We start from the raw sequence: 21,778 nt of genomic DNA, 5'->3' as shown, positions 1-21,778 counted from the left end.
TCCATGGCGTATGGAAACCCTGCGCGAGAAATACGCCGAGAACACGCGCCGTACCCTGCTGGACACGGGGCTGCGGCTCTTCACCGAGCGGGAGTACGCGAGCGTCTCCGCGGAGGAGCTGGTGCGCACCGCCGGGCTGACGCGGGGTGCGCTGTACCACCACTTCGACGGCAAGCCCGGGCTCTTCGAGGCCGTCTTCGAAGACCTGGAACGGCAGGCCACCGAGCGCATCCAAGCGGCGATCGCTCCCGTGGCCGATCCGCGCGAGCGCGCCTACCGGGGGGTAGACGCGTTCCTCGATGTCTGCGCTGATAACGCCTACCGGCACATCGTGCTCCAGCAGGGGCCCGTCGCCCTGGGCTGGCAGCGGTGGCGCGAGCTGGACCAGCTCCATCTCGGCGGCCTGGTCCTGGACGTCGTGAACGCTGCTCTCGACGCCGGCCGCCTGCGGCCCCACCCGGCCCACCTGGTGGCCCGGGCCTTCTACGGCGCGCTCACCGAGCTGTCGATCGCGATCACGGAGACCGACGAGCCGGAGCAGGCCCGCGCCCAGGCGGCCGCCCTCGTCCGCGATCTCATCGGCGGAGTGGTGACCGACAGCGCCCCGCCTTCGGCGTGACCTGTCACACCCCCGCCAAGGGACGCCCTGGAGCGGGCTCATCCCTCGCAGGCGGGGAGCACAGCGGGCTCGGGACACTCCGGCGAGGGCGGGCGGCCCCCTGGGACCGGAGGCCGACTTGGTCGAACGACTGAGTCGATATAGTCGTCTGTGTGGCTCATGTTTCCGCGGCCGAGCGCCGGCCCCAGCTGATCAATGCGGCCATCGCCCTCATGACGCGGGAAGGGGTAGCCGCCGGCAGCACGCGTGCCATCGCTGCGGAGCTGGGCGTGTCCCAGATGACGGTCCACTACACCTTCGGTTCGAAGGAGGACCTGTACCGGGCGGTTCTGGAGCAGCTCACCGGCGACCTGGTCGGGCGGGTCGAGCGTGCGGTTCCGCAGGACGCGGGCTTCGAGAAGACGATCGCGGTCCTGGCCGGCGCTCTTTGGCGCACGGTCGAGGAGGAGACGAGTGACTACCAGCTGCTCATGGAGCTGTCCATGCTCGCTCTGCGCACCCCCGGCCTGGCCGAGGCGCGCAGGGCGCACTTCCGGCAGGTCAACGAGGTGACCGAACGTATCCTGACCGAGACCGCGTCCCGCACCGGATACACCCTCGCCCGGCCCGCGGACCTGGTCGCCCGGTTCTTCCTCTCCGGCTTCGACGGCCTGACGATGCAGCGCCTCTACGTCCCGGAGGAGCCCATGGAGAACACGGGCCTGCGGGCCCTGGTCGCCGCGACCGTTGCCCTGGCCGGCGGCAGGCTCGACCTCGCGGACGTCCCCACCGGCTGACGGCCACGGGCGCTCGTGGCCCGTGGCCCCAGGCCGTGTCCGAGGCGCCGGGTCAGCCGGCCCAGACGTCCTCGACGTAGTGGCCGGACTCGACGAGGCTGATGAGCCAGCCGGCCGCCTGTCCCTCGTCGGCGCCGGTCCGCTCGCGGTAGACGGCCATGAACGCCTCGCGCACCGCGGGCGCCATCCGGCGCCCGTCGCCGCAGACGTAGACCCTGCCGCCGGCTTCCAGCACGGCCCAGACCTCGTCGGCTTCCCGGGCGATGCGCTCCTGCACGAAGCGGGCACCGTCGACGGGCGCGTGCATGAAGGTCGGGCGCATGCTGACGGCGCCGGCGGCCTCGGCGGCTTCGAACTCCTCGCGGTGGAGGTAGTCGACGTCGGGGTGGTCGCAGCCGAAGTAGCAGAGCAGGGTGCCGGTGGTCCCGGCGTGGTGCCGGTCGAGGACCGCGCCGCGGAAGGGCGCGAGGCCGGTGCCCGCGCTGACCAGGATCACCGGCACGGCGGGGTCATCGGGGAGGCGGAACGACTCGCTGCACGGCAGCACCCGGGCCTGGACGGTGTCCCCGGCGTTCACGCGCTGGACGTAGTGCGAGGCGATGCCGCGGAAGGTGCCCTCACCGGAGCGGTGGGGCGCGGCGAGCAGCGACACCATCAGGTCCACCTTGCCCGGGGACGCCTCGGCGGAGGACGAGATGGAGTAGTGACGGGGCCGCAGGACCGGCAGCAGCTCCAGGAAGAGCTCGAAGGGCAGTTCGCAGGCGCGGTGCTCCTCAAGGAGGTCCAGGAGGCTGCGGCCCTGTGAGGTCACCCGCTCCCGGAAGGGCCGCCCGCTCGGACCGCACCTGGTGCTCGACCGACTCCACCGACTGTCCGAGGAAGCCGGTGTCCCGGGTCACGGTCCATGACCTGCGACATCTCGCCGCCACGATCACCATCACCGCGGGCGTCCCGCTCACCGTGGTCTCCAAGACGCTGCGGCACTCCACCCTGTCGACCACCGCGAACCTCTACAGCCACCTCACCCAACAAGCCGCGCACCAGGCCGTCGACACCATCGACCACGTCCTCAGCGGCGCCCAGCAGAAGGCCGACCGTACGGACCGGCCCGCGTGGCTGCGCCCACCGCGCGACCACCTCCACCGCCTCCGCGAGGTCGTCGGCCGGCTCCACTCCCCCGCACCGCCCGCCTCCAGCGCTGCAGCCAATCAATCCCAGCCCGGGCGTGCGACCACACTGCGACCACCACGCCCCCGAACGCACGAAAGGCCGCCCTCTCATGGATGAGAGAACGGCCTCCGACCTGCGTTTCCGCACAGTCGGGACGACAGGATTTGAACCTGCGACCCCTTGACCCCCAGTCAAGTGCGCTACCAAGCTGCGCCACGTCCCGTTGCGCGTCTTCGCGGGGTTTCTCCCGCGTCGGCGTGCAGGGAAAACATTACCTCACTCCGGAGGGTGGGATGACGCACGGGCTGTCACCGGGTCCGGGGTGGTGGTGTCCGCGCCGCAGGTGGCGGCCAGGGACGTCGCCTCGGCGAGGGCCGCGGCGGAGCCCGTCGCGTGGGCGAGGTCCTGGCGGGCGCGGGCCTCCTCGTAGCGGGAGGGGGAGGCGGCCAGGTGTGCGACGGCCTGGGTGAGGAGGCGCCGGGACTCGTCGGGCTCGGCGAAGAGGGCCAGGCAGCGGAGCGCTTCGCCCAGGACGGTCGGGGTGCCGAGGCGTTCGGCGTGGGCGTAGGCCTCGGTGGCGATGCGGGCCGCCCGGTCCGGGTCGGTGCCGGCGAGGGCGCGGGCCAGTTCGAAGGGCCAGGGCGCCCAGAGGCCGTGGTGCCGGCCGCGCCCGGCCAGCGACTCGGCCGCCGCTTCGAGGGTGGCCACCGCTTCCTCGCGCCTGCCCTCGGCGAGCAGCAGCCGGCCGAGGACGCTGGGGCCGTCGGGCAGGACGATGGCGCCCGGCCACGGCGGCCCGAAGGCGTACTGCTCGGCGACGCTCCGCGCCTCGGCCGTACGGCCCCGGGCGACCAGGGTGTCGATGAGGAGGCAGGCCGTGTCCCAGTGGACGGGGAGCCCGGTGCCGACCCGGTCCGCGAGCCTGAGCCCCTCCTCCAGGTGGTGCTGCCCCCGGGGCAGGTTTCCGCGGCGCCGGTGGACCAGGCCGAGGAGGGTGTGGGCGAAGGCGAGGTGGGCGCCGCTCCAGCCGGAGATCTCGAAGGCCCGGACCGCTTCGCCGAACAGGGCCTGGGCGCGGTCGGGACGGTCGGAGAACGCGTACGCGATGCCCGTGAGCGCCGGGATCTCGAAGCCCCAGGTGGTGTCGGTCCAGCCGAGGCCTCGGGCGGGTGCTCCGTCGACGAGGGTGCGGTCGCAGAGCCGTACGACGTCGTCGGCGGGCTCGCCGCGCATCATCCCGTCGAAGGCCCGTACGGCCACGAGGGCCCGCTCGGAGTTGTCGGAGCAGGTGAAGTGCTCGGTGAGCTCGGCGAGGCGGCGGGAGCGGCCGATGCCGTCCTTCTCCTCGGCCTGGAACCCCTCGAACATGAAGTGCGCGGCCTGGAGGCGTCGGCGGCCGATACCGGACGGTGTCCGGGCCGCGGCGGCGCCCGCGGTCCTCGCGGCCTCCTGGAGCTGGTTGTCGTGGGCGAGGGCCTGGGCGAGCCGGTGGGTCGCGTCGATGCGGAGGGCGTCGTCGAGACCGGGCAGGTCGAGCGCGGAGCGCAGATGCCGGACGGTGGCGGCGGGTGCCGTGAGCAGGGACGCGCAGCCGAGTTCGTAGAGGACCCTGGCGTACGTCTCCGGCCGGGGCGGTTCGGCGAGGGCGCGCGCCAGACACCGGCGGGCCGCCTCCGGCGCTCCGACGGCGAGGTGCTCGACGGCGGCGGCCCGCAGCTGGCTGACGACGTCCTCGTCGTCGTCCGGGTGCACTTCGAGGAGGTGCCGTGAGACGGCGGCGGGGCCGAGTCCGGCCGCGGTGAGCGCCCAGGCGGCGCGCCCGTGCAGGGCGGTCCGGAAGGCCGTCGGTACCGATCCGTAGACGGCGGTCGCGATGAGGGGGTGCGAGAACTCCAGACGGTCCGCGGCGGAGGCCGTGACCGCCGGCCTCGTCTGCACGATCCTGGCGTGGCGGAGCCGGTCGGTGTGCTCGGCCACCTCGGCCGGGCGCATGCCCGTGAGCTCGGCGAGGAGCTTCGGCGTGCTGTCCGAGTCGAGGACGGCGATGGCCCAGGCGAGGCGGGTGGGACCGGAGCCGAGCTCCTCCAGGCGGGAGACGAGGCCTCCGCCGCGCGCGGCGGCGCCGAGGTCGCGGAGCTGTCCGGCCGAACCGGCGACGGGTTCGAGCATCCGGTCGCGGACCTTGGCGAGCAGCTCGACGGTCTCGTACGGGTTCCCGGAGGTGACGGTCCACAGTTCGTGGCAGAACGGCTCGTCGACGTTGCCGCCGAGCGTGTCACGGGCCAGCGCGGCGGTGGCGGCGGGCGTCAGGGCGTGGAGGCCGAGCGTCAGGACGGCGCGGTCGCCGAGCTCGGCGAGGGTGGTGGGTACGCCGGGGCCGCCCGGTTCGGACGGCAGGGGGCGGTGGGCGAGGACGACGAGGGCGGGCAGCCTACGGTCCGGGCGGATCCGGGTGAAGGTGTCGAGCCAGGCGAGGGATTCGGCGTCGGCCCATTGCGCGTCGTCCACGAGCAGCACCGGCGGCCGGTCCCCCAGCCGTTCCGCGAGGCGGTTCAGGAGCCTGGCGAGTCCGTCCCGTACGCCCTGGGGGTCGGCGGGCGCGGCCGAGGGCGAGGGCGGCGGTGCGAGCCCGAGCGCGGGGGCGAGCAGGTCGTAGTGGTCGCCGAAGAGGTGGCGGACGTCCTCGGCGCCGAAACCGTCCAGGGCGGGCTGGAGCAGCTGGCGGGTCAGGTGGAAGGGGACCGAGGTGAGGGTCTCGCCGCCTCGGGCGGTCAGGACGGTGCACCGGTCCTGAGCGGTGCGGCGTATCTCGGCGAGCAGCGCGGTCTTGCCGATTCCGGGCTCTCCGCGGTAGACGAGGATGCCGCCGTGCGCGGGTCCGCCCGCCACGGCCGAGGCGACGAGTTCGTCGACGGCGTGGACGGCGGCGGCGAGCTCCGGACCGCGTTCGAGCAGCCCGTCGTGGCGCGTGGCGACGGAGGCCGCGGCACGCGCGGGCCCTTCGGGGGTCTCCAAGGGCCTGACGGGTGGCGACTGTTCGGATTCCGACGGCACCGGTGACTCACTCCCCACACGAGCAACTGCCTTGACGTGACCCGCGCGACCCACGCGGACCAGTGATTCACTGGATCGTTGAGCCTAGCGCCCCTGATCGTCCAAGGGGTGACAATGGGCGGGTGAAACGGACGGCGAATGACGGTGGCAGGGACCGTGACGACGAGGGACGGGCCCGCAGCGCGCGTCCACGGGACGGTCTCGGCCGACCGCTGCCGTACGGGGCGGAGGGGGTGCCCCGGCAGCCCGAGGGTGTCGTGCGCGGCCCCGCCGAGACGCTGCGTGAGGCGCAGCGGCTGCTCGACGCCGGAATGCCCTTCCACGCCCATGAGGTCTTCGAGGACGCCTGGAAGTCCGGCCCCGAGTCGGAACGGGAGCTGTGGCAGGGTCTCGCGCAGCTCGCCGTGGGTCTGACGCACGCCGCCCGGGGCAACGCGGCGGGCGGGGCGCGGCTGTTGCGCCGTGGCGCCGACCGCCTGGCGGGTCCCGGCAGTCCGGCGGCCGGCGCCGCGTACGGCATCGACACGGGCGGCCTTGTGGCGTGGGCCCGGGAGTTGGCCGACCGTACGGATCCCGCACGTGCGGGGGAGGTGGCCCCTACAGCGGTCGACGCGGCCGGCGAGGCGCCCCGGTTGTGCCGGGACGTCCCCTAGGGGCGGAGGGTCATGTCTGGGAGCCCAGTGCGCGTCGCAGCACCGAGGTGTGGCCGGCGTCCGGGTCCTTGGCGGCCGTGAGGAGGGTGACCGTGCTCCCGGCCGCGAGGTCACGGAGCCGGTCGAGGGCCGCGGCGGCTTCGGGGGCGGCGAGTTCGGCCTCGTACCGCCGGCAGAACTCCTCGTACTCCCCCTCCGGCCCGTGGTACCAGCGGCGGAGTTCGGTCGACGGGGTGAGGGCCTTGGGCCATTCGTCGATGTGGGCGTCCGTCCTGGCGAGTCCGCGCGGCCAGAGCCGGTCGACGAGGACCCGGATGCCGTCGTCGGGCGACGGGGTCTCGTAGATCCGGCGGACGCGGACGTCGTGGCTGCTCGCGGGCATGGCTCCAGGGTGCCGGAGGGGCCGGGAAGTGTCCTGTCGACGCTGCTCCTGGCGGGGGCTGCCTGGCGCCAGGCTGTCCGGCGGGTGGTCCCGGGTCGTTCGGCGGCGGGCTGCGGGCGGCCCGCGGGGCTCAGACCTTGGCGTGCAGCGCCGGGAGGAGGACCGCGTCCACGAAGGTCCGCATCGTCGAGGCGTCCGTGAAGCGATCCTCGAAGAGCCGCTCGATGCGGAGCATGCCCAGGAAGCAGGGGGCGACGAATCCGATCGCCGGGTTGTCGGCCTCGATCTCACCGCGCTCGACCGCGCGCGCCACCACCGCGTCGATCGCCGCGACCTCGGGGGCGATGACGGTCTCGCGCAGCGCGGCGCGCAGGTCGGGGTGCTGGATGAAGGCCTGGGCGACGGCCTCCATGAGCTCGGCGTCGCGTTCGTGGTGGGAGGCGGCGATACGGGCCGCCTCGCGCAGGTCCCCGGCGAGGGTGCCGGTGTCGATGCCGGTGAACACGGTGCAGCGCCGCCGGGCCAGCGCCGCCGTGACGAGCTGCGGTTTGGTGCCCCACTGGCGGTAGAGGGTGGCCTTGCCGCACTTGGTGCGGGCCGCGACGCCCTCCATGGTCACCGAGTCGTAGCCGCCCTCGCGCAGGAGGCAGAGGACGGCGTCGTACAGCTCCGTCTCGCGCTCCGGCGTGATCTTGCTGCGGCGGGCTGCGGCGGTCGCGGCCTCTGTGGACATCGAACCCTCCCGGACACCTGTGGCTGCACATACGAGAGTAGGGGGTGCACAATCGAGACGCAAACGTATCGAGACGGTTGCGTCTCGATGAAATCGGATCTAGGCTTCCTCCGTTTCTGCCGATTTGACTGATTGCTGATGAGCGAAGGGCCGCGCGATGGCTGCCGGGATACGCGGGATACGAGGACCTCGTCCTGCAGGACCGGGGCTGACGCCTACCCCCGGCCCCGCCGGGCGCGTCGGGCATGTCGGGAGCGCCGGACGCGTCGAGGGCAACGGGGGCACGCCGGAGGAGGGCGCGGGCGACGAGCCCTCCGGCGAATCCGCCAGACCGCCGCTCCTGCGCGAGCTCGCGCTCGTGACCGCGCTCTTCCTCGTCTACAAGTTCGGCCGGCTCTTCGCCAACGGCCACGAGACCCGCGCCTTCCGGAACGCCGACCTCGTCTGGGACGCCGAGCGCGCGGTCCACCTGCCCGGCGAGGGAACGATCCAGCAGCTGCTCCTGCACGGCGAACCGCTCATCCGGGCGGCGAACACCTACTACGCGGCCGTGCACTTCCCGGCCACGCTCGCCTTCCTCGTCTGGCTCTACTGGCGTCGCCCCGCCCACTACGTGTGGTCGCGCCGTGTGCTCGCGCTCCTCACCGCCGCCGCGCTCGCCCTGCACCTGCTGATGCCGCTCGCGCCGCCGCGCATGCTCGCCGCCAGCGGGCTCGTCGACACGGCCCGGGTCTACGGGCCCTCCGTGTACGGGGCCACCCCGGAGGCGGACTCCATGGCGAACCAGTTCGCGGCCATGCCGTCACTGCACTTCGGCTGGGCCCTGATGGTCGCGATCGGCCTGATCGCCGCCACCCGGTCCCGCCGACGGGTCCTGTGGCTCCTCCATCCGCTGATCACGCTGCTCGTCATCGTCGGCACCGCCAACCACTACTGGTTCGACGCGCTCGCCGCCGCCGCGCTCCTCGGCCTCGCCCTGCTCGCGGTCCGCGCGCCGGGCCACCGGACGGCGCCCCCACCCGCACCCCGCACGCTCGGGACCACCCCTCTCCCGGCCGGAGCCCTCCGATGAACCCCGCCGCCGGCACCGTGATCGCGGTGCTCCTCTCGCTCTTCTCCGCGGCCGGATACGCGCTCGCCGCCGTCTCCCAGTCCCGGCTCGCCGCCGCCTCCCCCGTCCAGGACGGGCGCGGGGCGCTGCGCTCCCTGCTCGCCCGCGGGCAATGGTGGTCGGCGGTCGGCCTGAACGCCGCCGGAGCCCTCGCCCACGTGGCCGCCCTGCACTACGGTCCGCTGACCCTGGTGCAGCCGCTCGGCGCGCTGACGCTCGTGGCGGCGCTGCCGCTGGGCGCGTACTACGCACGGCGCCGGGTCACCCGTACGGAGTGGCGCGGGGCTCTCTTGACCCTCGGCGGCCTCGTCGGACTGGTCGCCGTGACCGGTCCCGCGGCTCCCGGCGAGGCGCTCAGCCTGCGCGAGTCCCTGGTCGTCGCCGCGGCGACGGTGCTCCTGATCTCCGCGCTCGCCTCCGGCCGGCTGCGCGGGCGCGCGCCCGGCGGCGCGCAGGGGGCGGGGCCGGACGCGGCGGGAGAACGGGCCGCTCGCGGACTCGGTCACGCCACGGCCTCCGGTATCGCCTCGGGCGTCGCCTCCGCGCTCACCCAGACGCTGACGGCCGCGTTCGCGCGCGAGCTGCCGGGCGGCACGCCGGCCTGGTGGCAGACCACACTGCTCGCGCTCCTCATATCGGGCTTCGCGACGGGCGGACTCCTGCTCTCGCAGACCGCCTACCGGGGCGGCCTCGCCGCGCCCCTCGCCGTGGTCAACCTCGCCAACCCGGCGGCGGCGGCCGTGATCGGGGTGGCACTGCTCGGCGAGACGTTCCGCGCGGGCGCGTGGGGCTGGCTGGTCGCCGCCGCCGCGTCGCTGGTCGCGGCCCGGGGCGTGGTCCTCCTGACGAAGGGATCCCCCGAACCGGCTCCGCCCCAGGAAGCCGGGCGGGCGGGCCGCACGCGCGCGCGTGAGGTCGGGACCGGGGAGAGGCGGGCGGCGCCGACGCGCAGCGAGGTCACCGTCGGGGAGTGGGCGGCAAGGGGCACGGTCGGTGTCGGCGTCGTCGCCGAGTCCGGTGCCCTCACCCCGGCTCGCGTCGAGCCGGCCGCGCCCAGCCGGTCCGCGGCCGCCGCCACCGAACAGGCCGTCACCGGCCTTCCCCTCTTCGGTCCGGCCGGGCCTAAGGCCGAGGCGGTACACGCGCCCGTAGCGGGGTGAGGGCGGCGGAGCCCGGAGCTCCGGGACGGCCGAGCACCAATATTCGTCACCTTGACGACAACCCACCTCACCGCCTATCGTCAATGTGACGACAAGGGGGTACTCCACCATGGCAGACATCACCCGGCGAGCCGGCTGGCGTCATCTGCGTTCCGCGCCCACCGCGCACATCCGCCACCAGCGCCGCGGGCGACTCGTGCATGACGGGGAGGGGCTGAGTTTCTGGTTCCGGCCGCTCACCGCCGCCCTCTCCGAGGTTCCGGTGAACGACCGCGAACTGGCGATGGCCTTCCACGCCCGTACCGTCGACTTCCAGGACGTCAGCGTCCAGTCCACCGTCACGTACCGGATCGGGGACCCCGCGGTCGCGGCCACGCGGCTCGACTTCTCCATCGACCCCGACACGGGCGCGTGGCGCGGCGCGCCGCTGGAGCAGATCGCCACCCTCCTCACCGAGACGGCCCAGCAGCACGCCCTCGACGTCCTCGCACGCACCTCGCTCGCCGAGGCGCTGGTCGACGGCGTGGCGGCGGTACGGGACCGGGTCACCGCCGGGCTCGGGGCCGAGCCCCGACTGCCGGCCACCGGCATCGAGGTCGTCGCGGTCCGGGTGGTGGCGATCCGCCCCGAACCCGAGGTGGAGCGGGCCCTGCGCACCCCCGCACGCGAGCAGATCCAGCAGGAGGCCGACCGGGCCACGTACGAGCGCCGCGCCGTCGCCGTCGAACGCGAACGCGCCATCGCCGAGAACGAGCTCGCCAGCAAGATCGAGCTGGCCCGGCAGGAGGAGCGGCTCGTCGAGCAGCGCGGCACCAACGCGCGCCGCGAGGCCGAGGAGAACGCCGCCGCCGACGCGGTACGGGCCGAGGCCGAGGCCGTACGGAAGGTCCGCCTCGCACGCGCCGAGGCCGAGGCGGCGCGCGAGGTCGGCGAGGCGCGCGCCGGAGCGCAGTCCGGCTGGCTGCGGGCGCACGCGGAGGTCGATCCCGCCACCCTGCACGCTCTCGCGGTGACGACGGCGGCCGAGAACCTGCCCCGGATCGAGCACCTGACGCTCTCGCCCGACGTGGTGACCGGGCTGCTCGCCAAGCTGGGCGAGGGTGGGGCACGGTCGTGAGCCTCGCGCCGCGCGCGGTGCTCGTGCACCGGACCACGGAGTACGAGGAGCTGCTCGCCCGGCACGGCACGCACGGCCAGGCCGCGTTCTTCCTCGCCGCGCGCGGCCGCTCGATCGAGGCCGTGCGCGAGCGCCACGAGCGCACCCGCCGGGCGCTCGCCGAGGTGGCGGGCGCGGTGCCGCTGACATGGCGGCAGACCCGGGTGGAGCGCGCCGATCTGGACAGGTTCCTGTTCTGTCCCGAGGACGTGGTCGTCGTGGTCGGGCAGGACGGCCTGGTCGCCAACGCGGCGAAGTACCTCACCGGTCAGCCCGTCATCGGGATCGACGCCGACCCCGGGCGCAACGCCGGCGTCCTGGTCCGCCACCGCGCGGACCGGGCGCGCCGGCTGCTGCCGTACGCGGCGGGTGCCGGGGCGACGGTCGACGAGCTGACGATGGTCGAGGCCGTCACGGACGACTCCCAGCGGCTGCTCGCCCTGAACGAGATCTACGTCGGCCCCCGCGGCCACCAGACGGCCCGCTACACGCTCGGCCTGGACGCGACGGAGGCGCCGCCCGAACCCCAGGCCTCGTCGGGAGTGCTGGTCGGCACCGGCACCGGTGCCACGGGCTGGCTGCGGTCCCTGTGGGAGCAGCGGTCCAGCGCGCTCGCGCTGCCCGCACCCGCCGATGCCCGGCTCGCCTGGTTCGTCCGCGAGGCCTGGCCGTCGCCGACGACCGGCACGACCCGGGTGGAGGGCCTCCTCGACCCGGGCGAGGGGCTGCGTCTCACCGTCGAGTCGGACCGTCTCGTGGCGTTCGGCGACGGTGTCGAATCGGACGCTCTGGAACTGACATGGGGCCAGACCGTCCGTCTCTCGCTCGCCGGCCCCCGCCTGCGCCTCGTCCACTGAGAGGCGCCGACGCGGCCGCGGGGCGCCATCGGGCGGCCTGGGCGGAGGGGGCGAACCACCGGCTGCCCCGCGGCCGGAATCGATCGGCCGTCAACGGGCCCGGCCCCGGGCGGCGCTATGCTCGGCGCGCTTTGTCTGGATTTCCGTGCGCCCGGACACCCGCCCGCCCGCTCCCGGCTGTTGAAGGATTCCCCGTGGCCTCCGCCTCCTCCGGCTCGCTGTCCATCTCCCGCGCCACGGCGGCAGAGTGGGAACTCGTGCGTTCCTGGGCCGCGGAGGAAGGGTGGAATCCAGGACATTCCGACGCCCGGGCCTTCTTCGCGCAGGACCCCCGGGGCTTCTTCCTGGGGCGGATCGGCGGGGAGCCCGTATCCGCCGTCTCCGTCGTCACCTACGACGACGCGTACGCCTTCCTCGGCTTCTATCTCGTACGCCCGGAACTTCGCGGCCACGGTCACGGCGTGGCCACCTGGCAGGCCGCGCTCGCCCACGCCGGCGGCCGGTCCGTCGGGCTCGACGGGGTGCCCGCACAGCAGGACAACTACCGGCGCTCGGGCTTCTCCACGGCGTACCGCACGGCGCGATACGTGGGCGAAGTCCCGGCCACCGACGGCCCGGTGGCCGGCGTGGTGGCCGCCTGGCGGGTCGATCCGGCCGCCGTCGCCGCGTACGACAGCACCTGCCACCACGCCGACCGGCCCCGGTTCCTCGCCGCCTGGCTGGTGACTCCCGGCCATCGTGCGCTGGTCCGGGTCGTCGACGGACGGGTGACCGGATATGGGGTGGTTCGCCCGGCCCAGGACGAGGCCCGGGTGGGACCGCTGTTCGCCGACACCCCGGCCGACGCGGCCGCCCTGCTCGACGCGCTCGCCGCCGAGGCGCGGGACTTCGGCTCGGCCCGGATCGCGGTCGACATGCCGGAGTCGAACCCGGCGGCGGCGCGGCTGGCCGAGGAACGGGGTCTCCGGCCGACGTTCGAGACGGCCAGGATGTACACGGGTCCGGTCCGCCCGGTGGCACACGAGCGCGTCTACGGCGTCACGACGCTCGAACTCGGCTGAGATCCCGACCCGCGCCCGACGATCCCGAACCCTCGCCCCGGCGAGGACCGACGACGACCCCGTAGCCCCTCGCCCCAGCCCCGACCCGACGACGCCCCAGCGGTCCTCGCCGCCCCGTCAGGACATCCCCGCAGGACAACCGGCGTCCCCTCCCCTCGCCGACCCCCCGCCGCGCCCTGAGGGGTGACAAGGGTTTTCCCCGTATCGGGTTCACCCTCCCGTTCCCTACTGTCCTCCGCACCGGCAGATACCATCCCCCGAACGCACCCTGACAGGTGCATGAGGAGGGTGGTGTCCGCCGGGGGCGGCCTTGACCCGGGCCGTCGCGCCGGTGGCGGCGCACGGGCTCCCCAAGCCCAGGGACCGACGGACAGCGACCCCACTTCGCCCCGTGTGTCCCGCGCCGCCGCCACTGCTCCGCAGTTACGTCGTACTCGAAAGGGCCACACCTTGAACGGTTCCAGGCGGAGAGTCATATCCGTGGTCGCGAGCGCCGCGATCCTCGGCGCCGCTGCCACCACCGGGGCGTTCGCCGCCGCCCCGGGCGCTGCCACCCCGAAGCCGGCTCCGGCTTCGCAGACGATGCGGGCGCTCCCCAGCGCCCCGGTCGAGAAGGTCATCGTCACCTACAAGAGCCAGGCCGCCGAGGCGGGCTCCAACACCGCCGCGAAGAGCGACACGGCCGAGAAGGCCGCGAAGACGGGCGAGAAGCTCTCCTTCGAGCGCCGCCTCGCCGGCGGTGGCGCCCTGGTCGACCTGGGCGACAGCGCCAGCAAGCAGGACGTCACGGAGGTCATGGACGCCTTCCGCGCCGACCCGTCGGTCGCCTCGGTCGAGCCCGACATCCGCGCCTACGCGATGGCTGTCACGCCGAACGACACCGACTACGCCAAGCAGTGGGACCTCTTCGAGCCCACCGGCGGCATGAACGTTCCCGCAGCCTGGGACAAGACGACCGGCTCCGGCGTGACGGTCGCCGTCATCGACACCGGCTACGCCGCCCACTCGGACCTGGCGACCAACGTCGTCGCCGGTTACGACTTCATCTCGACCTCCGCCGACGCCCGCGACGGCAACGGCCGCGACGCGGACGCCAAGGACGAGGGCGACTGGAACGCCACCGACGGCGAGTGCGGCACCGGCTCGCGCGCCTCGAACTCCTCCTGGCACGGCACCCACGTGGCCGGCACCATCGGCGCCGTCACGAACAACACCAAGGGCATCGCGGGCATCGCGTACAACGCGAAGATCCAGCCCGTGCGGGTGCTCGGCAAGTGCGGCGGCTCGTCCGCCGACATCGCCGACGCCATCACCTGGGCCTCCGGCGGCACCGTGCCGGGCGTCCCGGCCAACGCGAACCCGGCCAGGGTCATCAACCTGAGCCTGGGCGGCGCCAGCGCCACCTGCCCGAGCGTCTACCAGACCGCGATCAACGGCGCCGTCTCGCGCGGTACCACCGTCGTCGTCGCCGCGGGCAACAGCAACGCCAACGCCTCCGGCTTCACCCCCGCGAACTGCTCGAACGTCATCAACGTGGCGTCGACCAGCCGTGAGGGCAACCGGTCGTACTACTCCAACTTCGGCACCATCGTGGACGTGGCCGCACCCGGCGGCGAGACCCGCCGCGCCACCGACACCCCCGGTACCGTCACCACCCCCGAGAACGGCATCTACTCCACGCTGAACTCGGGCTCGACGACCCAGTCGGTCGAGAACTACAAGCCCTACCAGGGCACCTCGATGGCGGCGCCGCACATCGCCGGCCTCGCCGCGCTGCTCAAGTCGGCCAAGAGCACCCTCACCCCGGCCGAGATCGAGTCCGCGATCAAGACCAACGCCCGCCCGCTGCCCGGCACCTGCTCCGGCGGCTGCGGCACCGGTATCGCGGACACCGCGAAGACCGTGGACGCCGTCACCGGCACCACCACGCCGCCGACCGGCACGGTCTTCTCCAACGCGACGAACGTGACGATCTCCGACAACACCACCGTGTCGTCCTCGATCGCCGTCACCGGCCGCACCGGCAACGCCCCCGCCGCCCTCAAGGTCGACGTGGACATCAAGCACACCTGGCGCGGGGACCTGGTCATCGACCTGATCGCCCCCGACGGCACGGTGCGCAACCTGAAGGCGTCCTCCTCCTCGGACAGCGCCGACAACGTCCTGACCACGTACACGGTCGACGCGTCGAGCGAGGTCGCCAACGGCACCTGGAAGCTTCAGGTCCGCGATGTGGCCTCGGGTGACACCGGCTACATCGACTCCTGGAGCCTCACCTTCTAAGGCACCACCGCTCCACCCCTGAGACACCCCCCACAACAGCATCATTGCTGGTCAGCGGCGCGCTCGTGGTCTACACCACGGGCGCGTCCTGGCGTTCGGACACACCGCTCCGGCGGGGTGCCCTGTCCGTATGCCGGACAAGGGGCCTGGACTCCGCCCCCTGGCTCCGTATTCTCTGCGCACGGGGCTCTTGGGCCGGGGGCCCGAGCGGCGGAGGTGATGGACAGTGACGACAGCTCCGTACCTCGCTCTGCGTCCTGCGGGCGTGGGGGGCAGCAACCCGGCGCCGGTGGGCCGTGAGGAACTCCTCGGCCGGCTCGAACGCGTCCTGCACACCCGGGGCCGCGCCCTGCTCACCGGACCCGCCGGAGTCGGCAAGACCGAGCTCGCCCTCGCCGAGGCGACCCGCGCCGAGGCGCGCGGCGAGACCGTGCTGTGGCTGGCGACCCTGCCGTCCGACCGTGAGATACCCGGGGCCTCCGCCGCCGCACTCGTGGCCTCCGTCGCGGCCACCGTGGCCTGGCCGGATCTCGACACCCCCCGGCCCGAGGCCTGCGGCGTCTTCGACGAACTGCCCGGACCCCAGCGCACCGCCATCGCGATGCTCTGCCGCGAGGCACCGCTCGACGCGGGCGGCTGGGACCCGATCGCGCTCCGGCTCGGCATCGCCCAGATCCTGCGCACGCTGACCTGCCGGGGCCCCGTCCTCCTCGTCGTCGACGGGGTGCAGCACATCGACGCGGACAGCGCGGACCTGCTGCGCTTCGCCCTCCACCTGGCGCCGCCCGCGCTGCGGGTGGTTGCCGTCGAGACCCCGGAGCCGTACGGCGAGTCCAAGGAGGCCCACCGCCCCGACGACCCGCACGCCGCCCACCTCTGGGTGCCGTCCGAGGCGGACGTGCTGCTCGTGCCCCCGCTGCACGCCGACGAGATCGCCGAACTCCTCATCCACCACCGGCTCCCCTCCCGGATGGCCGGCCGCATCCACCGCGCCAGCGGCGGCAATCCCCGGCTCGCCCTCGCCGTGGGCCGCTCGCTCGCGGACGCGCGGACGCCCGTGCACCACGCGGAGGCGCTGACGCTCTCCGGGCGGGCCCGCGACCTCGCCCGCCAGCTCCTGGGCGCCGCGCCCCTCGCCGTACGCGAGACGCTGCTGCTCGCCGCCCTCGCGCTGCGCCCCTCGTCGACGCTGGTACGGCGGGCCGGGCGCCCCAACGCCGAGGCGGACCTCGCCGCGGCCGAACGGGCGGGGCTCGTGTCGCTCTCCGAGGACGGCTCGGTGACGTTCACCGCCGGGCTGCTCCCCTCCACCCTGGTGCACGACGCGTGTTGGGCCGAACGCAGCGCGGGGCACGCGGCGCTCGCGGAGGTCGTGGACGACCCCGTCGAGGCGGTACGCCACCGGGCCCTCGCCACCGACAGCCCGGACGAGGACCTCGCCGCCGAGGTCGCGGCCGCCGCCGATCTGGCCCGGCGGCGCGGCAACAGCGCCCTCGCCGCCGAACTCGCCCTGCTCGCCGCCGAGTCGACGCCCGGACGGCACGGCACCCGGCGGATCGCCCGGCTCGTCGACGCCGCCGAGGAGGCCGCCCGCGCGGCCCGCGCCGACCTCGCGATGCGGGCCGCCACCGATCTGCTCGCCCGGGACGCCAAGCCCTCCGACCGGGTCAGGGCGCGGCTCGCCGTACTCGACACGGCCGGCCAGGGGCTGACCGGGCTCGACGAGATGTACGTCCACGCCATGGAGGACTCGGAGGGCGACACCGCCCTGCGAGCCGCCGTCCAGCTGCGCCTCGCCGTCAAGTACGTCCTCGCGGACGGCGACCCGCAGCGCTCCCGTACCGCGGCCGTCGAATCGGCCGCGCTCGCCGCCTCCATGGGCGATCCGCGCACGGCGGCGCAGGCCCTGACCGTGCAGGCACGGATGGAGCGGGCCCTCGGCTCGCCGGACGCCGAGGCTGTGCTCGCGCAGGCCCGCGCCCTGGAGCTGGCCGAGCGCCCGCTCGGGATCCGCAACGCCGCCCAGATCCTGACGATCCGTCACGCCCTCTTCGACGACCGGCTCACGGACGCCCGCGACGAACTGAACGCCCTGCTGCCGCTCGTCCAGCGGCGCGGCTCGGTCGAGGACGCCATCGAGCTGTACGGCACGCTCGCCCAGATCGAGGCGCGGATCGGCCCCTGCTCCGCGGCCCTCGCACACGCTGGGCAGTCCCTCGCGCTCACCCTGGAGGCAGGCCTCTCCCCCGGCCCCGCCTGGTACGCGCTCGCGCTCGCGGAGACGGCGGGCGGCAGTTTCGCGCGGGCGGCGAGCTACGCCCGGCGCAGCGTCCAGGCCTCCGAGGAGGAGGGCGACCGCGTCTTCCTCTCCCGCAGCCGGTACGCGCTCGGCCGGGTCCAGCTCATCAACGGCGATGTCGCCGCCGCCCTGGAGACGCTGCGGCGGGTCCAGGCCGACGAACGCGCCCAGTCGACCGTGGACCCGTCGATGCTGCGCTGGCACGAGGAGCTGGCCGAGGCGCTGATCGCCCACGACGCGGGCGACGAGGGCCTGGCGCTCCTCGACGAGGTACGGCCGGTGGCGTCCCGGCTCGGACGGTCCACGGTCCTGCTGGGCTGCGACCGGGCGTACGCCCTGTGGCTCGCGGCGGAGGGACGGACGGACGAGGCCGCGGAGCTGCTCACCCGCACGGCCGAGGCCTTCGGGCGGGCCGGGCTTCCCCTGGAGCGGGGCCGGGCGCTGATCGCGCTCGCCCGGGTGGAGCGCCGCAGACGGCGCCGTTCGGCGGCGCAGGGCGCGCTGCACGCGGCGGCCTCGGTGTTCGAGCGGGCCGGGGCGGCTCCCTGGCTGGCCCTGGCGAGCGAGGCCCCCGCGGGCGCGGCGGGCGAGAACGCCGGGGGCGGCTCCGGGGGCGAGGAGGCTCCGGCCGCGCTCTCCACGCTGACGGAGGCGGAACTGCGCCTCGCCCGTCTGGTGGGCCAGGGCGCCAGCAACCAGGAGGCGGCGGCGAAGCTGTACCTGAGCGTGAAGACGGTCGAGGCGAGGCTGACCCGCATCTACCAGAAACTCGACGTCCGCTCACGGGCGCAACTGGCAACCGCGCTCAGGCCGTGAACGGCGGTGGTAAGGGCGGGAGTTCGGGCGGTGCCGAATCCACTCCGCCCGCTTCCCCGCCCGTACGGGAGGCTTGCGCGGAAGGCTCGTACGTGCGACTCGTGCGGCGGCTCGCGCGGAAGGCTCGTACCGCCGCCGTACGAGCCTCCGCGCCCGCGCTCAGACCGCGGCCGCGCCGAACCACTCGGTCAGGCGGGCGGACAGCTCCCGCTGGTCCTCGCCGACCCACACGACGTGACCGTCCGGCCGCAGCAGCACCGCGGGCACGTCCAGTTCCTCGCTGACGTCGACGACGTGGTCGACCCGGTCCGCCCAGCCCTCCGCCGAGAGCCGGCCGGTCTGGTCGAGCAGCAGTCCCCGGCCGCCGCGCATCAGCTCGTAGAGACGTCCCCGCTTCAGTCCGACGTCCCGCATGCGCAGGCCGAGCAGTTCGTGGCCCTCGCCCAGGTCGTAGCGGACGTCGACCGCGGTGATCATGCCCGTCATGTACCGGTTGACCTCCTCGAAGTCCATCAGCTTCGAGAACAGCGCGCGCAGGGCCGTCGCGCCCGGGTCGGTTCCGAGCAGCGTCATCTGCGCCCGGGTGTTGTCCACGACGCGGGCGCCCGCCGGGTGCCGCTCGGTGTGGTAGGTGTCGAGCAGGTGCTCCGGCGCCCAGCCGTTCACCTCCGCCGCCAGCTTCCAGCCGAGGTTGAAGGCGTCCTGGATACCGAGGTTGAGGCCCTGGCCGCCGGTGGGCGGGTGGATGTGCGCGGCGTCGCCTGCCAGGAACACCCGGTCGACCCGGTAGCGCTCGGCCTGCCGGGTGGCGTCGCCGAACCGGGAGAGCCAGCGCGGTGAGTGCACGCCGAAGTCGGTGCCGGCGAAGGCCCGCAGCTGCTTCCTGAACTCGTCGAGGGTCGGCGCGGTCGCACGGTCCTCCGCCACCCCGTCGGCGGGGACGACGATCCGGAACACCCCGTTCTCCCCGGGGGTCACGCCGAACCGCAGCTGGGTCTTACGGACCTCCTCGACGACGGCGGCGATCGTCGCCGGGTCCTCGGTCACCTCCATGTCGCCGAGCAGCGTCTCCACCGTGGCGGGCTCGCCGGGGAAGTCGACGCCGATCAGCTTGCGCACCGCGCTGCGGCCGCCGTCGCACCCGACGAGGTAGCGCGAGCGGAGCCGGGTCCCGTCCGCGAGCTCGACGGTCACCCCGTCCTCGTCCTGGCTCAGCCCGACCACCTCGCGGCCGCGCCGGATCTCGGTGCCGAGTTCGAGGGCACGCTCGTTGAGCAGCCGCTCGGTCACCGGCTGCGGCGTGGCGACGCCGTACGGGTGAGCGGTGTCCAGGCGCTCGGGCCACGGCTTCATGATGCCGCCGAAGAGGCCGCCCACCTGGAACTTCTCACTGGCCGCGAGGAACCGGTCGAGCATCCCGCGCTGGTCCATCATCTCCACGCTGCGCGCGTGGAGGCCCTGCCCACGGGACTCGTCGGTCGGCTCGTCCCTCTTCTCAAGGACGACCACACGCACGTCGTGCAGCCGCAACTCGGCTGCGAGCATCAGGCCGGTCGGTCCGCCGCCGACCACGATCACGTCACACATTCACTGCCCCGTTCGAAGAACTGCCAGAGTCACTGGCCACGAGCGGAGATTCTGCAGCAGGACGGGGGTCTTGCCGCAAGGCCCCGTGTGCGCTATACCTTGAGAGTGGCAAGGAGCGGTCGACTCTCCTTGCCTTTCTTGTTTCCCGGATCTCCTCAGATCGTGAACGGGCGCTGGTTCAGGAAGTCCGCGTCCGGCGTTCCCGTCAGATGGAGGTTCGGCCTCTGGGTCGGGGGCAGCCGGCGCTGGATCGCCCGGTGGAAGTCGCGGTAGCCGCCCCGGAAGACGCCGTCGTCCCACACCCGGAGCAGCGCCTCGGTGAACGCTCCGTTGACGTCGCCGTCCAGGGCCACCTGGTCGTCCTGGCAGGCCGACACGAGGAGCGCGTCGGGGGCCGCGCCGTCGGCCGGCGCGTCCTTCGCCAGTGACCGCCTGAGCTCCTCGTAGAAGTCCCGGTCACGGTCGTACAGCTGCAGCTGCCGGGGCTCGGGCAGGTAGCGGGCCCTGACGACGGCCGCCTCGCCGGGGACCTCGATGCTGCTGCCGCTGTGGCAGCAGTCGAAGAGGGCGACGAGCCGTACGCCGTCGGCGAAGGCGCGGAAGGCCCGCTGGACCTCGTCGTCGAGGAACTGGCGGTCGTAGAGCACCAGGGTCTCGTCGAGCGCGTCCGGCTCGTCGTCGGAGCCGGTGGCGGGCAGCCGGCCGCCGTGCCCCGAGTAGGTGAAGAGCAGGATGTCGCCGGGGCCGAGTCGTGCGGCGGCCTCGGCGAGCACGGCGGTGACCTGGGCGACGGTGCCGTCGGGGGTGAGCAGGACGGTGCTCTCGAACCCGGCGGCGCGGGCGAGCCGTGCCATGTCGTGGGCGTCGTTCTCGCAGGCGACCAGGGTGCCGTCCCAGCCGTCGTAGCGGGCGGGGTCGACCCGGTTGAGTCCGACGTGGAGGGCGAGTCCGGTGGCCATGGGATGCCTCCTGACGGGAAGCGGAGGGGACGTGGGGGCGTCTGATCGAGTGGCCTGTGGTCCGGCGCCGAGCGCGACCCTCTCCACGCGGTACTTACATCGTATGAACCCTTCGGATCTCCCGCCCCCTCCGGGCGCGGGCGGCGCCCGCCGTGACCTGCTCGCCGACCGTGCCGGCTACGACGAGGGCTTCCTCGGCCCGGTCGTCCCGCTGCCGCTCCCGGCGCGGGAGGCGGTCCGGACGGTCATCCTGCCGTACACCCACTTCACCGTGGTCTTCCGGCCCGACCGCCGACTCGCGGCCGCGACGGCGGTCTGCGTCGAGGGCCGGGAGCTCGTGGAGGACGTACCGCGGGACGACGTCTGGGAGTTCGACCCCCGGCTGCCCGAGGAGCTGCAGGCGGGCGACGAGATCTACCGGAACAACAGCCTCGACCGCGGGCATCTGGTGCGCCGGCTCGACCCGGTCTGGGGGCCGACGGCCGTGGCGGTCCGCGCGAACCGGGACACGTTCCACTTCACCAACGCCGCACCGCAGGCGGACCTCTTCAACCAGGGCAAGCAGCTCTGGCAGGGCGTGGAGAACCACCTCCTCGACCATGCCGCCGTGTTCGACCGGCGCCTCGCGGTCCTCACGGGCCCGGTGCTGCACGACTCCGATCCGCCGTACCGGGGGATCCAGGTGCCGATGCGCTTCTGGAAGGTGGCCGCGTTCCTCCAGGACGGGGTGCTCGCCGCCGCCGCGTACGTCCTCGACCAGAGCCCCGACCTCAGCCGGGACGCGGATCGGGCGCTCCTCGGTGCGACGCCCGGCGCGCCGCCGCCGCTGGGCCCGTTCCGTACGTACCAGGTGCCCGTCTCGGACGTCGCGGAGATCACCGAGCTGGAGTTCGGGCCGCTGCCGGACGTGGACGTGATGCCGGCGACGCGGGCGCCGGAGGAGCGCTGGCGGCGCCTCGAGTCGTACGAGGACATGGTCCTGCACCCCTGACGGCCGAGCCGCCGCATCCCTGCCCCGCCGGCCCCCCGCACCGCTCCACGGCCGCGATTGCGGCCCTTCCTGGCCGGTGGAACGATGGGAGGGATCGGTCGTCCCGTCCGA

General features: G+C 74.0%; 17 protein-coding genes, 1 tRNA gene and 1 pseudogene. 12 read left to right on the top strand and 7 right to left on the bottom strand.

What is annotated here, in order from left to right:
* The first annotated feature begins 10 nt into the window (after positions 1–10).
* Together ACZ4VK_RS18110 and ACZ4VK_RS18105 are read left to right on the top strand one after the other, a co-directional pair.
* Complete coding sequence (locus ACZ4VK_RS18110; RefSeq protein ID WP_468353341.1) at positions 11–619, top strand: TetR/AcrR family transcriptional regulator; 609 nt, start codon at positions 11–13, stop codon at positions 617–619.
* A 152-nt stretch (positions 620–771) separates the two neighbouring features.
* Positions 772–1,395, top strand: coding sequence for a TetR/AcrR family transcriptional regulator (locus ACZ4VK_RS18105; protein ID WP_468353340.1), 624 nt, complete (start codon positions 772–774; stop codon positions 1,393–1,395).
* A gap of 52 nt (positions 1,396–1,447) precedes the next feature.
* On the opposite strand, the pseudogene ACZ4VK_RS18100 reads toward ACZ4VK_RS18105, so the two are convergent.
* Positions 1,448–2,221: pseudogene (locus ACZ4VK_RS18100) on the bottom strand (ferredoxin reductase domain-containing protein); the annotation flags it as partial.
* 59 nt (positions 2,222–2,280) lie between these two features.
* Between ACZ4VK_RS18100 and ACZ4VK_RS18095 the strand changes: the two are divergent.
* A complete protein-coding gene (locus ACZ4VK_RS18095; protein ID WP_468353339.1) occupies positions 2,281–2,682 on the top strand; it encodes a tyrosine-type recombinase/integrase in 402 nt (133 codons plus the stop codon).
* A gap of 32 nt (positions 2,683–2,714) precedes the next feature.
* Here ACZ4VK_RS18095 and ACZ4VK_RS18090 read toward each other — a convergent pair.
* Together ACZ4VK_RS18090 and ACZ4VK_RS18085 are read right to left on the bottom strand one after the other, a co-directional pair.
* Positions 2,715–2,788 (bottom strand) — tRNA-Pro (locus ACZ4VK_RS18090).
* A gap of 53 nt (positions 2,789–2,841) precedes the next feature.
* Positions 2,842–5,580: an AAA family ATPase gene (locus ACZ4VK_RS18085; RefSeq protein ID WP_468353338.1), complete on the bottom strand. Its 2,739-nt coding sequence runs from the start codon at positions 5,578–5,580 to the stop codon at positions 2,842–2,844.
* A 161-nt stretch (positions 5,581–5,741) separates the two neighbouring features.
* On the opposite strand from ACZ4VK_RS18085, the gene ACZ4VK_RS18080 reads away from it, so the two are divergent.
* Entirely contained in the window at positions 5,742–6,272 is a 531-nt protein-coding gene (locus tag ACZ4VK_RS18080) for a DUF309 domain-containing protein (RefSeq protein ID WP_468353337.1), read from the top strand.
* 10 nt (positions 6,273–6,282) lie between these two features.
* Here the strand turns inward: ACZ4VK_RS18080 and ACZ4VK_RS18075 are convergent, their stop codons facing one another.
* Positions 6,283–6,654 carry a DUF488 domain-containing protein gene (locus tag ACZ4VK_RS18075; protein WP_468353336.1) on the bottom strand — a complete coding sequence of 124 codons (372 nt, stop codon included), beginning with the start codon at positions 6,652–6,654 and terminating at the stop codon, positions 6,283–6,285.
* Between the two features lie 130 nt (positions 6,655–6,784).
* On the bottom strand, positions 6,785–7,387 hold the full coding sequence (locus tag ACZ4VK_RS18070) for a TetR/AcrR family transcriptional regulator (RefSeq protein ID WP_468353335.1): 603 nt from the start codon (positions 7,385–7,387) through the stop codon (positions 6,785–6,787).
* 208 nt (positions 7,388–7,595) lie between these two features.
* Here ACZ4VK_RS18070 and ACZ4VK_RS18065 point away from each other — a divergent pair, with 208 nt between their 5' ends.
* The 7 genes from ACZ4VK_RS18065 to ACZ4VK_RS18035 all read left to right on the top strand — a co-directional run bounded on the left by ACZ4VK_RS18065 (position 7,596) and on the right by ACZ4VK_RS18035 (position 18,130).
* Positions 7,596–8,459, top strand: a complete 864-nt coding sequence (locus ACZ4VK_RS18065) for a phosphatase PAP2 family protein (RefSeq protein ID WP_468353660.1) — start codon at positions 7,596–7,598, stop codon at positions 8,457–8,459.
* The gene (locus ACZ4VK_RS18060) at positions 8,456–9,658 is read left to right on the top strand and encodes a DMT family transporter (protein WP_468353334.1); all 1,203 of its coding nucleotides are present in this window, start codon (positions 8,456–8,458) and stop codon (positions 9,656–9,658) included. The genes ACZ4VK_RS18065 and ACZ4VK_RS18060 overlap by 4 nt, the downstream gene beginning before the upstream one ends.
* A gap of 109 nt (positions 9,659–9,767) precedes the next feature.
* Positions 9,768–10,775, top strand: a complete 1,008-nt coding sequence (locus tag ACZ4VK_RS18055; RefSeq protein WP_468353333.1) for an SPFH domain-containing protein — start codon at positions 9,768–9,770, stop codon at positions 10,773–10,775.
* Positions 10,772–11,671 carry a hypothetical protein gene (locus tag ACZ4VK_RS18050; RefSeq protein WP_468353332.1) on the top strand — a complete coding sequence of 300 codons (900 nt, stop codon included), beginning with the start codon at positions 10,772–10,774 and terminating at the stop codon, positions 11,669–11,671. Before ACZ4VK_RS18055 ends, ACZ4VK_RS18050 begins: the two co-directional genes overlap by 4 nt.
* A 194-nt stretch (positions 11,672–11,865) precedes the next feature.
* Entirely contained in the window at positions 11,866–12,732 is an 867-nt protein-coding gene (locus ACZ4VK_RS18045) for a GNAT family N-acetyltransferase (protein WP_468353331.1), read from the top strand.
* A gap of 582 nt (positions 12,733–13,314) precedes the next feature.
* Positions 13,315–15,015 carry a S8 family serine peptidase gene (locus ACZ4VK_RS18040; protein ID WP_468353659.1) on the top strand — a complete coding sequence of 567 codons (1,701 nt, stop codon included), beginning with the start codon at positions 13,315–13,317 and terminating at the stop codon, positions 15,013–15,015.
* Positions 15,016–15,241: 226 nt separating this feature from the next.
* Positions 15,242–18,130 carry an AAA family ATPase gene (locus ACZ4VK_RS18035; RefSeq protein WP_468353330.1) on the top strand — a complete coding sequence of 963 codons (2,889 nt, stop codon included), beginning with the start codon at positions 15,242–15,244 and terminating at the stop codon, positions 18,128–18,130.
* Between the two features lie 159 nt (positions 18,131–18,289).
* On the opposite strand, the gene rox is transcribed toward ACZ4VK_RS18035, so the two are convergent.
* Positions 18,290–19,717, bottom strand: a complete 1,428-nt coding sequence (gene rox / locus ACZ4VK_RS18030) for a rifampin monooxygenase (RefSeq protein ID WP_468353329.1) — start codon at positions 19,715–19,717, stop codon at positions 18,290–18,292.
* A 155-nt stretch (positions 19,718–19,872) separates the two neighbouring features.
* Positions 19,873–20,676: a caspase family protein gene (locus tag ACZ4VK_RS18025; protein ID WP_468353328.1), complete on the bottom strand. Its 804-nt coding sequence runs from the start codon at positions 20,674–20,676 to the stop codon at positions 19,873–19,875.
* A 103-nt stretch (positions 20,677–20,779) separates the two neighbouring features.
* On the opposite strand from ACZ4VK_RS18025, the gene ACZ4VK_RS18020 reads away from it, so the two are divergent.
* The gene (locus ACZ4VK_RS18020; RefSeq protein ID WP_468353327.1) at positions 20,780–21,667 is read left to right on the top strand and encodes a DNA/RNA non-specific endonuclease; all 888 of its coding nucleotides are present in this window, start codon (positions 20,780–20,782) and stop codon (positions 21,665–21,667) included.
* Positions 21,668–21,778: the final 111 nt, after the last annotated feature.

Source organism: Streptomyces sp. NPDC028711 (genome assembly GCF_055565415.1).
This window is presented reverse-complemented; position numbering and strand designations above follow the sequence as displayed.